The following is a 14833-nucleotide window of genomic DNA, read 5'->3' on the forward strand; positions in this document are numbered from 1 at the left end:
CGTTCCAATTTTCCGGGGCAACGCCCTGCTGCGCCATTCAGAAGAATGATGTACCACATCTACAAGAATACGCCGCCTGACGCCGACCTGCGCTTATCCCTCTACGACACTGTTCAACGGTTTCGCGCCAGCCGGGAGCCCTGAATCAAAAAAGCGCGGAAGACGCCGCGCTTTTTTGCCTGATTTATATTTCGGGGCCTGTCGCCGGAGGCGCTTGCCCGGATACCGCCGGCCCTCAGGCTCCAGCTATGAGATAGGTTATCAGAATGATGCAGGCCAGACCAAGAACTGCCCGGAGAGTAACTCCCCAGCACGACTTTTCAATGGTTTCGTTCATTGTGATATCAGTTACCCTGTTCTTCGGCAGAAGGCAGTTCGACGAACGCGTCGCCGCCTTGAATGGGCCGCTGTATAGAGCGAGCGCGGCCTGTTCGCAACTGCAAAATGGGGCATAAGTGTGGCCAGCCGAAAAACGGCAGATTACTCACAATCGGGAAGAGGTTGTTTTTCAATGAGATATCCGGCGGTTTACTCTTTTACACTTCTTTCATTCCTGAGGCTGAAATAGGCGTATTTACCTGTTCAGGGGCTGGAAATGCGTTGTCGATCTTTCCGGTAAACCAATAGGACAGCAAGCCGATCCACTCCCGCACGGCAATGGTCACGTGCGCCAAGCCACCCAGTGGGTCCTGCAAATCGATGGAAAACCCACTGTCGCTGCGCGTCAGATAATCGACCGGCCAGGCGATCACTTGAAAACCTGCCTGCCGGAAGCATCCCATGGCGCGCGGCATGTGGAAAGCCGATGTGATCAACAGCCAGGTTTCACCCGCCCGCGGCTTGGCGAGGTCGCGGGAATAAACGGCATTCTCAAAGGTATTGCGTGATTTCGCCTCGAATGACAGCCGCTCCCCTGTCATTCCAAAATCGCTGAAAAGCGCGCGCGTGCTGACCGCATCGGGAATGGAATTGTTGAAAAAGGTGCCCTCGCCGCCCGACACGACGATTCGCGCATCGGGATAAAGCCTCGCCAGGCGCATCGTCTCGATGATCCTGTCGCCCGCGCCGTTGATCTCGTGACCGCCACGCGAAGCATTCACCTCGCCTTCCATGAACCCGCCCAGCACCACGATCCCCTCGATATGGTCTGGTAAAGCAGGATTTACCGGAAAACGCTCTTCGAGCGGCAGCAGCAGCATATTTCCCAACGTTGTAAAGCTGAAGAGCAGCAACGAAATCGCAGTGATCGTGGAGAAAATCAGTGCAAGTCGCCGTCGGGCGAAGGCGATCGCCAGCCAGGACGCCAGAATTCCGGCGAGAAGCAGCGTTATCGGCTGGATGAGCAGCCAGAGAATCTTTGACATGGCGAAAAACAAGCGACACCCTCCAGCCGGCCGTTCAAAGCCGTGCTCCCTTTATGATCCGGACTTGTATAAAGCAGAACATCGAGCGAATGAATCAATCTCATCACCTCGATCCTAGATCGGCAATGCGGGATCCCCATGCAGCTTGAAGAAACCGTTACAGCGCCCGAAAGCAGGCCGCGCCTCGTCCGCCTCGATATCATCAGGGGCATCGCGCTGGTCGCCATGGCGATCTATCACACCGGCTGGGATTTCGAATTCTTCGGCTATCTCGACCCCGGCACGACGGGCCATGGCGGCTGGAAGTTCTTTGCCCGCACGATTGCATCCAGCTTCCTGATCCTCGTCGGCTTCAGTCTGGTTCTGGCGCATCAAAAGGGCATTCGCTGGAAGTCATTCGGCATCAGGCTGGCGCAGATCACGGCGGCCGCACTCGCCATCACGCTCGTGACAAGATACGCCACTCCCGACAGTTTTGTCTTTTTCGGAATTTTGCATCAGATCGCGCTGGCGAGCGTCCTCGGCCTCATATTCCTGCGGGCTCCGATCCCGCTACTCCTGCTGCTCGCCGCTACGGTGATTGCCACGCCATTTTACTTCGGATCGGCTTTCTTCAATCATCCGGCCCTGTGGTGGGTTGGGCTTTCGACCATCATCCACCGCTCCAATGACTACGTGCCGCTGTTTCCTTGGTTCGGCGCGGTGCTGGCCGGCATGGCGCTGGCGCGCCTGTTCCAGCGCTTCCGCCTGATGCCATTGCTGCAAAATGCTACTGGCCTGCCGCTCATCGATCGCCCGCTGCGCTTTATCGGAACGCACAGCCTCGCCTTCTATCTGGTTCATCAACCCGTGCTGATCGGCTGTGTCTTCCTCATTGCGCAGCTTTTCCCACCGGCAGCCGCATCGCCGCAGGCGATATTCGCCAAGTCGTGCGAGCAGAGCTGCGACGCCGCAAACGACACGCAGTTTTGCCAGCGCTTCTGCTCATGCGTGATGGGTGAATTGGAAAAGGCGGATATGTTCGACAACGTGTTCGCCGGCCGAACCGACACGCAGACCGATCCTGCCGTCAAGGAAATAGCCGGAATCTGTACCCGGGAAAGCGAAGTGCCAAGGAATTAGGGCTACTGAATAATTCCGTGCGCCAGCATTTCAATGCCTCAGAACGTCCTTTGCGCGTCCAATTGGGACGCGCGACGCTCCAGCGATAAATCACGTATTGACGCCCAGTTCCGCCAGCCGCTCGATGCAGGCTTCCTCGATCTGGTCGAGTTCGCCAAGCGTCTCCTCGATGTCGCGGCGCTTCTGGCGCAGGTCGCCGCGCTTTTCCTCGACGCGCTTCATCAAAAGCCGCAACTGGCCGGACTCGCCGGGCGGCTCGCGATACATTTGAATGATCTCGTGGATTTCAGCGATCGAAAAGCCGAGGCGCTTGCCGCGCAGGATCTGTTTGAGCAGATGACGATCGGAGGGGCGGAAGAGACGCGTGCGTCCCCGCCGCAGGGGGTGGATCAGGCCCTCGTCTTCGTAGAAGCGCAGTGTCCTCGTCGAAATCCCGAACTCGCGGGTGAGTTCGGTGATCGTATAGTACTCGCGCATTTCATTCCCCGACTAAAATTCTGTAACACCCTTGTTGTGTCCGCGCTTTACGTAAAAGTCAATCATACGTGGCTTCAGGGATTTCTAGGGATGGACGCCGAACCACCATGTGGCGAGGCCGAGGAAGGCGAGGAAACCGGTGACATCCGTCACCGTTGTAACGAATACGGAGGATGCAATGGCTGGATCGGCGCCAAAACGGTGCAGCAACAGCGGAATGAGAATGCCTGCGAGCGCTGCGGCAAGCATGTTGATCACCATGGCGGCGGCAATGATGCCGCCCAGTTGCGGATTGTGAAACCATCCACCGGCGACCAAGCCGATCAGGACAGCGAAGATCAGGCCGTTCAGCAGTCCGATGATGGCCTCGCGCCTTATGACGCGACTGGCATTGTAGATATCGATATCGCGCGTCGCGATGGCGCGTACGGTCACGGTCATCGTCTGCGTGGCTGCATTGCCACCCATTGAGGCGACGATGGGCATCAGGACGGCGAGTGCCACCATCTCCTGGATAGTCGCCTCGAACAGGCCGATGACCGAAGCCGACAGGAAGGCTGTGAAAAGATTGACGAGCAGCCAGGGCACGCGGGAGCGCGACGTGGCGATGACCGAGTCCGACAACTCCTCATCGCCGACGCCGCCCATGCGCATCAGATCTTCCTCGGCCTCGGCCTGGATGACGTCGACCACGTCGTCGATGGTAAGGACTCCGACCAGCCGCTCGTTCTCGTCGACGACGGCGGCTGACAGAAGATCGTACTGCTCGAAAATCTGCGCGGCTTCTTCCTGGTCCATCGTCGCCGGGATGGCATGACGCGTCTCGTGCATGATATCCTCGACCTTGACATTGCGCCCCGTGCGCAAAACCCGGTCAAGGGCGATGGCTCCCAGCAGCCGGAAAGTCGGATCGATGACGAATACCTGCGAAAAATGATCCGGCAGGTCATGATCCTCGCGCATGTAGTCGATTGTCTGCCCGATGGTCCAGAACGGCGGCACGGCGACGAATTCCGTCTGCATGCGCCGTCCGGCGCTTTCCTCGGGGTATTCGAGCGAGCGGCGAAGCCTTATGCGCTCGGTGAAGGGAAGTTTGGCGAGGATCTCTTCCTGGTCTTCCTGGTCGAGATCCTCGAGAATGTAGACCGCATCGTCGGAATCGAGTTCCTGGACGCCCTCGGCGATCTGGTCGTTCGGCAGCGCATCGACAATCTGAAGACGGATCGCCTCGTCCACCTCAGTAAGGGCGGCGAAATTGAAATCCTCGCCGAGAAGCTGGACAAGGGCCTGCCGTTGTTCCGGCTGCAAGACTTCGAGAATATGGCCGAGTTCGGACGGGTGGAGTCCGCCGACATGGGAACGCAGGAACAGCACGTCACGGTCGGCGATAGCCGCTCCGACGGTGGCGAGGAAAGAGGAACGGATTGCGCCGTCCTCGCCATAGATATCGGATCCATGGCTGTCCGTCACTTCATGCCTGGTCTGCGTTTCGGATTCAGCCATCAGGTTCCCGATCGGTTCATGCGTCGCATCTGCAGCCGAGGACTACTGCATAATTCCCCAAACCGAAATCGATTTGCGGATAAATTTTGCGACGATTTAAAAACTGCTGCGGCAGTGCATCCCCCGCCCGATAGCCTATGAGCGATGTGTCTCTGTAGAGCAGAACCTTCGCCGAATAATGACGCCTTCCGGCGGGTTAGGACGTGAAAACGCCATGATACGGAAACACATACCACCCGCCGGCCACCTGCCGGCACCTGCTGGCCGGCGGCACGCAGATGGCGATCGATTACAGGGATAAAGCGATGCGTGGCATTGTCGGCCTGCGTTTGGCGAACATGTGGAAAATGATATGCGTGATGGCAATCGGATTGACTTGCGCGCTCGGTCTTTATCTGGCCGACTTGCAACTGAGCGGCAATTTTCACACGATTGTGGCTGGTGAAGCCTATCGTTCGGCACAGCCGACATCCGCGGAGATCGATGCTTATGCAAAACAATATGGTATCAAGACCATTATCAATCTTCGCGGCGCCAGCCCCAATGCTCCCTGGTACAAGGCCGAAACCGCAGAAGCAGCCAAGCTTGGCATCACCCATATCGACTTCAACATGTCTGCCGGAAAACAATTGTCAAAGGCCAGGGCGGAACAGATCATTGCCGTACTCGACAAGGCGGAAAAGCCGCTCCTCATCCACTGCAAGGCCGGTGCCGACAGAAGCGGCCTGGTCTCCGCTCTATATCTCGCTGCCGTCCGGAAAACCGGAGAAGCCGCGGCTGAACGCCAGATTTCGATCCGCTACGGTCATTTTTCCCTGCCATTCATCTCAACCTATGCAATGAACAGGACGTTTGAATCTCTGGAGCCTTCTTTGGGCTTTTCCAATTCTTGAGCTATGTAAGGCGCAACGGCATGATGCCGTATCCCGCAGCCTTGCTCCCAGCCGCTTGAGATCACCCTTTCAATGAGCCGCACCAGGAAGTTCACCATCACAGGAGTTGTTTTCGCCGCCGTTCTTCTGGCTGCCGGACTGGCGCTGCAGCAATGGACGATGGCGAAAGGTCACAAGGCCCTTTACGACCTTGCCAAGGAAGGCGGCTTCTGCAAGACAGACCACTGCGAAGAAGGCATGACATATGCCTCCGACTATCTTGGCAATGAATTCGGTCTTTCAGCACGAATGGTACAATGGTGCATGGGCGTCGATTCCATCGCACATCAGAATCCCGCCTCCGGCAATCCGGTAAAGAAGGTGTTGACCGACGCGATGTATATTCCCTGCGGCGACCCTAGCGGCGACACAACAGAAGAATAATGGTTAGATGAATTTCTATTTGCGTTGCGTCGCCTGGTTTGTCCTGGTCGGCATTCTGATCATCACCGTCGGCCCGATCACGCTCCGTCCGGTCACGGGCGAGCCCGTTGTCATCGAGCGTTTTCTGGCTTTCTTCATTGTCGGCGCCTTGTTTGCGCTGGCCTATCCCAAGCGTTGGCTATCGGTCCTGATGCTCGTCGTCGGGTCGGCGGCCTTGTTCGAGCTCTTGCAGCGTATCGCTCCTGGGCGACATGGCGAAGTCTCCGATTTCCTGTTCAAGGCGGCAGGCGGGCTCGCGGGTGTTATCTGCGGTTATGCAATGAGCCGTTTCCTGTACCTGGCAGACAAGCCCAGGAAGTAGCACCAAAAATTTACTCCTGATACCAACATGCACTCAACAGCGATAAAAGCCTTCATCATTCATCTCGATCGTGCCACGGATCGCCTTGGTCAGGTGCGAGAACTGACCAGCCAACTACCCGTCGCAACCGAGATTATCGACGCAGTCGATGGGCGCATGCTCGACCCGACGGAGATGCAACGCGTCTATCGCCGCCATCTGCACAAGCCCCACTATCCCTTTGCGCTGAGTGCCAACGAAATTGCCTGCTTCCTGTCGCATCGCCAGGCATGGCAAGCCATTGTCGATCGGGACCTCGCCGCGGGCCTCGTCCTCGAGGACGATGTGGCGTTGAACGAGGATTTCCCCGCTGCCCTGGCTACCGCCCTCGCCTATCTTCAACCGGATCATTTCATCCGCCTGCCCTTTCGGCCCGAGCGGGAGCATGGACCGGAACTCTTCAAGGCGGGGAATGCCTGCATCATCAAGCCGGCGCCGGTCGGGCTCGGCATGGTGGCTCAGCTCGTCGGCCGGGAGGCGGCAAAGCGATTGCTGTCCGCCACCGAACAACTCGATCGGCCTGTGGACACGACCTTGCAGATGAACTGGGTGACGGGCGTGGTCCCACTGTCGGTCCATCCGGGCGGCGTGAGGGAAGTTTCCGCGCATCTCGGCGGCAGCACGATCAAGCAGCATCGATCGATGCTCGACAGGTTCGTCCACGAAATCCTGCGTCCGCTCTACCGCATGAAAGTAAAACACACCTCTCACAAACAGCACTGATGAAATCAACCATGCCAGTCCCGATCCTGCTTTATCATCAGATCGATGTCCCGCCCGCAAAACGGATGCCGTTTCGAAGCATGATCGTACATCCCGATGCTTTCCGCCGTCAGATGGCATGGCTGAGGCGGCTTGGTTACCAAGGATTGTCGCTGCACGACGCCATTCCCTATATCGAGGGTCGCAAATCGGGCAAAGTTGCCGTCATCACCTTCGACGACGGATTCAGCAATGTCTACGAGAATGCGCTGCCCGTGCTGCAGGAATATGGCTTCACCGCCACGAATTTCTTCGTCGCCAATCAGATCGGCGGGCAGAACGCCTGGGATATTCCTCTGGGCGTTGCGCCCGCTTCTTGCATGTCAGCGTCGCAGATACGCGAATGGGCGGCACTCGGCCATGAAGTCGGATCCCATACGCTGGACCATGTCCGCTTGCCGGATGTCCCGGCAGAGGAGGCCCGACGGCAGATCGTCCAGGCGCGCGACATATTGCAGGATATCACAGGCGCACCGGTCACATCATTTGCTTATCCCTATGGCGACGAGAATGCCCGACTGCGGACCATCGTGCGGGAAGCGGGCTACCACCACGCGACGACGACCGAGCGCCGCAGGGCGCAGCCCCGCGATGACGGTTTTGGCTTGCCGCGTCTCTCGATCCGACGGAACGATAGCTGGCTGCACTTTCTCAAGAAGTGCCTGATGTAAAAGTCTGCGGCTCAGGCCGCAGCGATCGCAAGTGCATGGCTGCGCGCATTTTCGCGAACCACATCGAGATAGATGCCGCGCATCAAGGCCGTGAGATCGTCATTTGCTGCAACCCGGTCGTTGTCCCCGCCCTCGCCGGCGGCAGCAAGCATCATCCCGGAGATTTCCTGTGGCCCGGCCGCGAGCTTTTGATTGGCTATTCTGCGCCAGGCATCAAGGGCGACAATAAGTGGACGATGCGTTCTGTCGGCGAGGCCGGCACTGCGCAACAGTGCCGCCAGGGCGCTGCTGCGGCCATCGGCCAGTATGGCCCGCACGCGGCGCTCCGGCTGGCCTGACAAGGCCACCAGAATCGCGCCGAAGAAATCGATCTTGCCGTAAGCCACGCTGCGGATGATGTAGGCTGTGGTCAGATCGCCGCGCAGCCGCAAATGCTCGACAAGCGCGGAATGTTCCTGCGGGCCGCTCTCATCGGCAATATCGAGCGAAACCTTCATGCAGGCATCGCGCGCCACCCGCTCGACCCGGGCCTTGCCCATCATCGCCAAAACAATATCCATCCGGCCGAGCGCTTCGCCCACTCTCACGGCCAGCATATGGCGGCAGTCAGCCGGCAACCGGCTATGTTCAAGCAGTGCTGCGCGCACTCGCGCATGATGGCCCAGCCGTTCCGCCATCCGGCGAAAACTCACCGAAGCTATCTGCGCCGCGCTGTTTCGCAAGAGATCGGCGCAGGCGGCCGGGGCGGCAACCTCGGCAATCGCCGCCGACAGGGCTAACGATACCTGAGGGCGCATGGCGATCAGCCGCTGCACCGCCTCCTCGCCCACGGCTACGCGGTCAATCAGGTCGATATCGTCCAGGAGCGGCGAGCGCGCTAGGATGAATCCTGAAATCTCTATCTGCTCGCTGGCAAGCGCCGTTACGATCTGCAGCGGCGCATGATGACTGATGGAAAGCGCTTCAGCGAGGGCGGCCCGCACTTTCGGCGAGGAATCGTCGAGTAGCAGCGTCAACGCCGCTTCCGCCGCACACCGCTCGTCGAGCGACAGGTTCGATTGGAGATAGGCACGCGCCAGAGCGCTTGCCGCCGCCTGCCGCTGCGCCACAGGCGCACCGCCGATCCATTTCAGAAAATGCTCGATGATCATTCTATCCGCCCGCACCCATATTCCCCGGAATCGAACCTAGGGAGAAAAGGTTTACGGATGGTTCACCATGTTTCTTAAACCCTTCGGCGGAAGGTTGATGCTTGCCCGCCGCTGCGGCAGCCCTTAATCTTCGCTGCATCGTGGAGGAGGAAGGGCGGAAATGCAGGGATTGTATCTGGAGCAATTCGAACCGGGCCAGCGGTTTCGTCACGCACTGCGCAAGACGATCACCGAGGGCGACAACGTGCTGTTCTCGACAATGACGCTCAATCCGCAGCCATTGCATATCGATTTCGATTTCGCCGCCAGATCGGAATGGGGCAAGCCGCTGGTCAATTCGCTGTTCACTCTTGGACTGATGATCGGCATCTCGGTGCATGATACGACCTTCGGCACAACGATCGCCAATCTCGGCATGAGCGAGGTTGCCTTCCCCGCTCCGCTTTTCCACGGCGATACGATTCACGTCGAGACCGAGGTCATTTCGGTAAGACCTTCCAGATCGAAACCCGACCGCGGGATCGTCGAGTTCGAACACCGCGCCTATAATCAGGATGACGTACTCGTCGCCCGCTGCAGGCGCCAGGCGATGATGAAGTCGCAGACGAAAGCCGCATGATGCGCTCACTGCTGTTTGTCCCGGGCGATTCGGAAAAGAAGCTTGAAAAGTCGCTTTCCAGCGGCGCCGACGCGCTTATTCTCGATCTCGAGGATTCCGTCAGCTTTTCGCGAAAGCAGGCAGCGCGCGAGATGGTTGCCGCTTTCCTGCAAGATGCGCCTGCGGGCAGCCCCCGGCTCTATGTGCGGATCAACGATCTCGCCAGCGCTTTTGCCGATGACGATCTGGCGGCGACGGTTCGCGCCCGGCCGCAAGGCATCATCCTGCCCAAATCCGACGGCGGGACGGATGTTACCAGGCTTTCGGCACGGCTGAATGTTCGTGAGGCAGAGGCCGGCATGCCGGAAGGCGTGACGAAGATTATCGCCATCGCCACCGAAACGGCGGTAGGCACGCTTTCCATGGCGAGCTATCGCCGCTGCACGCCGCGACTTGCCGGACTGAGCTGGGGCGCAGAGGATCTTTCAATGGCCATCGGCGCGCGAACGGCGCGGGACGACAACGGAGATTATACCGATCCTTTCCGCCTGGCCCGCGCGCTGACGCTTCTTGGCGCGGCGGCTGCAGAAATCGCCGCCATCGATACGGTCTACGTCAATCTGAAGGACGATGCGGGGCTCATGACGGAATGTGCTGCCGCCGAGCGTGACGGCTTCAGCGCCAAGCTCGCTATCCACCCCGCGCAAATCCCCGTCATCAATGCAGTTTTCACGCCCTCGCCCGAAGCGATAGACAAAGCCCGCCGTATCGTGGCCGCCTTTGCCGCGGCGCCGGAGACCGGCGTCCTGGCGCTGGATGGCGAGATGGTCGACCGCCCTCACCTCAAGCGCGCCGAACGGCTTCTGGCGCGTGCCGGCTCAGTCTTTTGATTCGTCCCAGCGCGGCCGCCACATCTGGTAGACGTCGCTGACCGTCGCATAATCCATATAGCCGAGACGCGAGACGGGCTGCGCTTTCCTGATATCGATCAGGCCTTCAGTCAGAATGGCTTCATCGATGTGAATGCCGACGACCTCTCCGGTCACCAGATAACTTCCCGACGGCTTGCCATGCCGGTCCGCCGGAACACGGATGTCGGTGACGACGCATTCAAGCGTGGCATAGGCCTCGGCGACGCGCGGCGCGCCAATCAGCGTACAAGGCACGGGCGTGAGCCCGGCATAATCAAATTCGCTGACGCCTCGCGGTGCGCTCACGGAGCTTGCATTCATCTTTTCAGCCAGATGGCCGCTCACCAGATTGGCGGCGAATTCCCCGGTCTCCTCAATGAAAGCGACGCTGTCCTTGTGGCCGCTCGATGAGAAGATCACCAGATGCGGGTGGGCCGAAATGACGTTGAAGTAGGAATAGGGCGAGAGATTGAGTGCTCCTGATTTCGAACGCGTCGAAATCCAGCCGATCGGCCGCGGCGCGACGATGGCCTTGAAGGGGTCGTGCGGCAGGCCGTGTCCATTCGCGGGTTCATAAAACAATTCAGCGAACCTCCCGCCAGGGGCCGGCATATTCGGAAACGATTTCAGCGAGTTCGGCACGCGGGCGCTCCGGCACCTTCAAGTCGCAAGTGCCGATATGAACGAAGCCGGCGACGCGCTCGTGCGGCGCAAGCCCAAGCAGCGTCCGCCCTTTTTCATCGGAGGAATACCAGTTGGTGACCCAGTTGGTCGCATAGCCCAGCGCATTGGCGGCGATGCAGAGATTCATTGCCGCCGCGCCCGCCGACAGGAACTGCTCCCATTCGGGAATACGCTCATGTGCGACCGGAGATGAAATGATGCCGATGACAATGGGTGCGCGGGCAAAACGCTTCAGTTCCTGCTCGCGCCGCGCCTCGGACAGCGGCCCCTCGCGCTCTTCCGCCAGAGCGGCCAGATATTGACCGACCTCATCACGCGCCATGCCGCGATAGATGATGAAGCGCCACGGCGTCAGCCGTCCATGATCCGGTACGCGGGTCGCGGCGCGAATCATGGTCTGGATGTCGTCGTCGCCGGGCCCCGGCTCGCCAATGGCCGAAATCGGGGTCGAGCTGCGCTGCAGCAGAAAGTCGAGAACGGGAGATGTCAAGATTTTGTCCTGTGCGAGAGAATTTCGGCCTGTGAACGGCAGGCAGGAAGCCGCTCCATACATCGGCGTTGAAAGAACCGGTGTAAAGAGATGCAGACAAAAATTCAGCCTTGAAATTGCCATTGGATTCGTCTCAAAACTTGGCATGGGATTTCTCCGCATGCCATTCTCTTTGATGCAGCGCCTCGGCTATCTGGCAATCGTGCTTCCGCTCATTGCGGGAGCGGGTATTCTTGCCTCCATGCCACCGGTATCGGCGCAGGAGAAATTGGCTACACCGAAGATCCAACTCCCCGGTCTCAGCGAATATGCCAATCCTGAAGCGCCGGAAAACAAGCCGCTTGCCAATACCTCCGAGCTCATCCTGGAAGCAAAACTCAAGGACGGCGACCCGGATATCGAGCGGGGCCTCGTCTGGCGCGTGTTTTCGCCGGAACCGGGCGACGATGACAAGCTGGCGCTGATTGCGAGTTCAAAGGGCGGCACGACGGCGTTTCATCTGCCGGAGGGTAGCTATCTCGTGCATGTCGCCTTCGGCCGTGCCGGCGCCACCAAGCGCATCACCATGCACAAGGGCACGCGGCACGAAAGCATGATCCTCGATGCGGGCGGGTTAAAGCTCAACGCCGTGCTGCCGAGCGGCGGCAAGATTCCCGAAAAGCTGCTGCGTTTCTCGATCTATGAAGACGACGACGACAATGACAGCGACCGTTCTCTGATCATTCCGGATGTAAAGCCAAACAGCGTCGTGCGCCTCAATACCGGAACCTACCACGTCGTATCCAATTACGGCACCGCCAACGCCATCATCCGTGCCGATATTCGTGTTGAAGCGGGCAAGCTGACGGAAGCCACGATGGAGCATCGCGCGGCGCAGGTCACGATGAAGCTGGTGCGCGAACGCGGCGGCGAGGCCATGGCCGATACCTCCTGGTCGGTCGTCAACGCATCGGGCGACCCTGTGCGGGAAAGTGTCGGTGCCTTTGCCTCAATGGTCCTGGCGGAAGGCGAATATGTCGCCATCGCCAAGAACAAGGACCGCATCTACCAGCGCGATTTCAAGGTGATTTCGGGCCAGAACGAAGAAGTCGAGGTTCTGGCCAACGGCGATTACGAGCCGGCTGACGGCGAATCGCTTGATTGACGTGTTTCATTGTCAGAGGCGTTGGCGTTGTGAAGAAGCGCAATTCCGTGTTCATCATTACCTAAAATAAAAAGCCGCGAAATTCCTCCGCGGCTTTTCCACTTCTTGCGGGCATGCGCCTATCGACGGAGACTACACCGTAGCCTTCGCCTCCAGCGCCTTTCGCTCCCGGCGAATGTCCGGCGGTGTGGCTTCCTCGGAAAGGCGCCTGATTGCCTCGTCGAGCGTCAGCGACTCCTGGTCGCGTGAGCCGAACCGACGGATATTCACGGTCCCCTCCTCTGCCTCGCGCTTGCCGCAGACGAGGATGACCGGCACCTTGGCCAAGCTGTGCTCGCGGACCTTGTAATTGATCTTCTCGTTGCGAAGATCGGCCTCGGCAATCAGTCCCGCCGCCTTCAGACGGCGCGCCACATCCTGCGCGTAATCGTCAGCGTCCGACGTGATCGTCGCCACCACCACCTGCAGAGGCGCGAACCACAGCGGGAAATGCCCCGCATAATTCTCGATGAGAATGCCGAGAAAGCGCTCCATCGAGCCGCAGATGGCGCGGTGCACCATCACAGGCTGCATCTTCTCCGAATTCTTGTCGATATAGAAGGCGCCGAAGCGTTCCGGCAGGTTGAAGTCCACCTGCGTCGTGCCGCATTGCCATTCGCGACCGATGGCGTCACGCAGCGTATACTCGAACTTCGGACCGTAGAACGCACCTTCGCCCGGCAGGATATCGGTCTTGATACGCCCGCCCGATTCCGCCTCGATGCGCTTCAACACGTCCATCATGATGCCTTCGGCGCGGTCCCAGGATTCATCCGAGCCAACCCGCTTTTCCGGCCTTGTGGATAGCTTCACCACCACTTCCTTGAAGCCGAAATCCGCATAGGTGGAGAGGATCAGATCATTGATTTCCATGCACTCACCGGCAAGCTGCTCCTCGGTGCAGAAGATATGCGCGTCGTCCTGCGTGAAGCCGCGCACGCGCATCAACCCGTGCAGCGCACCGGATGGTTCGTAGCGATGCACCGCGCCGAATTCGGCAAGCCGGATCGGCAGATCGCGATAGGATTTCAGGCCGTGCTTGAAGATCATCACATGGCCGGGACAGTTCATCGGCTTCAGCGCGAACACGCGCTGGTCCTCCGCCTCGTCGTCGGCGCAGAGAACCTTGAACATGTTCTCCTTGTACCAGCCCCAGTGACCCGAGGTCTGCCAAAGCGAGGAATCGAGCACCTGCGGCGCGTTCACCTCCTCATAGGTGCCATCGAGACGACGGCGCATATAGGAAACCAGGTTCTGGAACATCCGCCAGCCCTTGGAATGCCAGAAGACGACGCCCGGCCCCTCCTCCTGGAAGTGGAACAGGTCCATCTCGCGCCCCAGCCGGCGATGGTCGCGCTTCTCCGCCTCCTCCAGCATGGTGAGGTAGCCGTTGAGATCATTATCATTGGCGAAAGCGGTGCCATAGATGCGTGACAGCATCGGATTGTTGCTGTCACCGCGCCAATAGGCGCCTGCGACCTTCATCAGCTTGAACGAATTGCCGATCTGCCCCGTGGAGGCCATATGCGGACCGCGGCAGAGATCGAACCAGTCGCCCTGGGCGTAGATCTTGAGATCCTGCCCCTCCGGAATGGCATCGACCAGTTCAACCTTGTAGTTCTCGCCCTTCGCGGCAAAGACTTCCTTCGCCTTCTCGCGCGACCATATCTCCTTGGTGAACGGCTTGTTGCGCGCAATGATCTCGCGCATCTTCTTCTCGATGACCGGCAAATCTTCCGGTGTGAAGGGCTCGTTCTTGGCGAAATCGTAATAAAAACCGTTCTCGATGACTGGCCCGATCGTCACCTGCGTCCCCGGCCATATCTCCTGCACGGCTTCCGCCAATACGTGAGCGGCGTCGTGGCGGATGAGTTCGAGCGCGCGCGGATCTTCACGGGTGAGGATTTCGACCTTGCCTGATGCGGCCAGCGGATCAGAGAGATCCCGCACCGTGCCATCGACCACATAGGCCACGGCCTTTTTCGCTAGCGATTTGGAAATGGATTCCGCCAATTGGGCACCGGTCATCGCGGCGTCGTATTCGCGCCTGGAACCATCGGGGAATTCTAGGGATACGAGGTTGCTCATCGAGATATTCCTATCCAGTCCCGCCAACGAATGCGGGTGGTTCAACATGAAAATTGACGTTCGGCTTCTAATCCCATTTGCCTGGCCAGTAAAGCGCGGCACCCGCCGGCAAA

Annotated in this window: 16 protein-coding genes; 9 read left to right on the forward strand and 7 right to left on the reverse strand. The window is 59.2% G+C overall.

What is annotated here, in order from left to right; translation table 11 throughout:
• Nucleotides 1–536 precede the first annotated feature (536 nt).
• On the reverse strand, nucleotides 537–1376 hold the full coding sequence (locus DUT91_RS08715; RefSeq protein WP_114439974.1) for a YdcF family protein: 840 nt from the start codon (nucleotides 1374–1376) through the stop codon (nucleotides 537–539).
• Nucleotides 1377–1502: 126 nt separating this feature from the next.
• Here DUT91_RS08715 and DUT91_RS08720 point away from each other — a divergent pair, with 126 nt between their 5' ends.
• Nucleotides 1503–2486 (forward strand): heparan-alpha-glucosaminide N-acetyltransferase, encoded by a 984-nt coding sequence (locus tag DUT91_RS08720; RefSeq protein WP_114439975.1) that lies wholly within the window; start codon nucleotides 1503–1505, stop codon nucleotides 2484–2486.
• A gap of 90 nt (nucleotides 2487–2576) precedes the next feature.
• On the opposite strand, the gene DUT91_RS08725 is transcribed toward DUT91_RS08720, so the two are convergent.
• Nucleotides 2577–2963, reverse strand: a complete 387-nt coding sequence (locus tag DUT91_RS08725) for a MerR family transcriptional regulator (RefSeq protein ID WP_114439976.1) — start codon at nucleotides 2961–2963, stop codon at nucleotides 2577–2579.
• Between the two features lie 84 nt (nucleotides 2964–3047).
• On the reverse strand, nucleotides 3048–4466 hold the full coding sequence (gene mgtE / locus DUT91_RS08730) for a magnesium transporter (RefSeq protein WP_114439977.1): 1419 nt from the start codon (nucleotides 4464–4466) through the stop codon (nucleotides 3048–3050).
• Nucleotides 4467–4825: 359 nt separating this feature from the next.
• Between mgtE and DUT91_RS08735 the strand changes: the two genes are divergently transcribed.
• The 5 genes from DUT91_RS08735 (at nucleotide 4826) to DUT91_RS08755 (ending at nucleotide 7615) form a co-directional block, all read left to right on the forward strand.
• On the forward strand, nucleotides 4826–5359 hold the full coding sequence (locus DUT91_RS08735) for a dual specificity protein phosphatase family protein (RefSeq protein ID WP_245419637.1): 534 nt from the start codon (nucleotides 4826–4828) through the stop codon (nucleotides 5357–5359).
• 72 nt (nucleotides 5360–5431) lie between these two features.
• Entirely contained in the window at nucleotides 5432–5782 is a 351-nt protein-coding gene (locus DUT91_RS08740; protein WP_114439979.1) for a hypothetical protein, read from the forward strand.
• A gap of 7 nt (nucleotides 5783–5789) precedes the next feature.
• The gene (locus tag DUT91_RS08745) at nucleotides 5790–6143 is read left to right on the forward strand and encodes a VanZ family protein (RefSeq protein WP_114439980.1); all 354 of its coding nucleotides are present in this window, start codon (nucleotides 5790–5792) and stop codon (nucleotides 6141–6143) included.
• Between the two features lie 27 nt (nucleotides 6144–6170).
• Nucleotides 6171–6905 carry a glycosyltransferase family 25 protein gene (locus DUT91_RS08750; protein WP_114439981.1) on the forward strand — a complete coding sequence of 245 codons (735 nt, stop codon included), beginning with the start codon at nucleotides 6171–6173 and terminating at the stop codon, nucleotides 6903–6905.
• Nucleotides 6906–6916: 11 nt separating this feature from the next.
• Nucleotides 6917–7615: a polysaccharide deacetylase family protein gene (locus tag DUT91_RS08755; RefSeq protein ID WP_114440188.1), complete on the forward strand. Its 699-nt coding sequence runs from the start codon at nucleotides 6917–6919 to the stop codon at nucleotides 7613–7615.
• An 11-nt stretch (nucleotides 7616–7626) separates the two neighbouring features.
• Here the strand turns inward: DUT91_RS08755 and DUT91_RS08760 are convergent, their stop codons facing one another.
• Nucleotides 7627–8766: a DUF2336 domain-containing protein gene (locus DUT91_RS08760; RefSeq protein WP_114439982.1), complete on the reverse strand. Its 1140-nt coding sequence runs from the start codon at nucleotides 8764–8766 to the stop codon at nucleotides 7627–7629.
• A 160-nt stretch (nucleotides 8767–8926) separates the two neighbouring features.
• On the opposite strand from DUT91_RS08760, the gene DUT91_RS08765 reads away from it, so the two are divergent.
• A complete protein-coding gene (locus DUT91_RS08765; RefSeq protein WP_114439983.1) occupies nucleotides 8927–9385 on the forward strand; it encodes a MaoC family dehydratase in 459 nt (152 codons plus the stop codon).
• Nucleotides 9385–10254, forward strand: coding sequence for an HpcH/HpaI aldolase/citrate lyase family protein (locus DUT91_RS08770; RefSeq protein ID WP_114440189.1), 870 nt, complete (start codon nucleotides 9385–9387; stop codon nucleotides 10252–10254). Before DUT91_RS08765 ends, DUT91_RS08770 begins: the two co-directional genes overlap by 1 nt.
• Here DUT91_RS08770 and DUT91_RS08775 read toward each other — a convergent pair.
• Together DUT91_RS08775 and DUT91_RS08780 are read right to left on the reverse strand one after the other, a co-directional pair.
• Nucleotides 10243–10857: a flavin reductase family protein gene (locus DUT91_RS08775; protein ID WP_114439984.1), complete on the reverse strand. Its 615-nt coding sequence runs from the start codon at nucleotides 10855–10857 to the stop codon at nucleotides 10243–10245. The genes DUT91_RS08770 and DUT91_RS08775 overlap by 12 nt on opposite strands.
• A 1-nt stretch (nucleotide 10858) precedes the next feature.
• On the reverse strand, nucleotides 10859–11449 hold the full coding sequence (locus DUT91_RS08780; protein ID WP_114439985.1) for a nitroreductase family protein: 591 nt from the start codon (nucleotides 11447–11449) through the stop codon (nucleotides 10859–10861).
• A 241-nt stretch (nucleotides 11450–11690) separates the two neighbouring features.
• Between DUT91_RS08780 and DUT91_RS08785 the strand changes: the two genes are divergently transcribed.
• On the forward strand, nucleotides 11691–12593 hold the full coding sequence (locus DUT91_RS08785; RefSeq protein ID WP_245419660.1) for a hypothetical protein: 903 nt from the start codon (nucleotides 11691–11693) through the stop codon (nucleotides 12591–12593).
• A 132-nt stretch (nucleotides 12594–12725) separates the two neighbouring features.
• Here DUT91_RS08785 and thrS read toward each other — a convergent pair whose 3' ends face one another.
• Complete coding sequence (gene thrS, locus DUT91_RS08790) at nucleotides 12726–14720, reverse strand: threonine--tRNA ligase (RefSeq protein ID WP_114439986.1); 1995 nt, start codon at nucleotides 14718–14720, stop codon at nucleotides 12726–12728.
• Nucleotides 14721–14833 lie beyond the last annotated feature (113 nt).

The organism is Paramesorhizobium salinisoli, assembly GCF_003335045.1.
GTDB classification, from domain to species: Bacteria; Pseudomonadota; Alphaproteobacteria; order Rhizobiales; family Rhizobiaceae; genus Paramesorhizobium; species Paramesorhizobium salinisoli.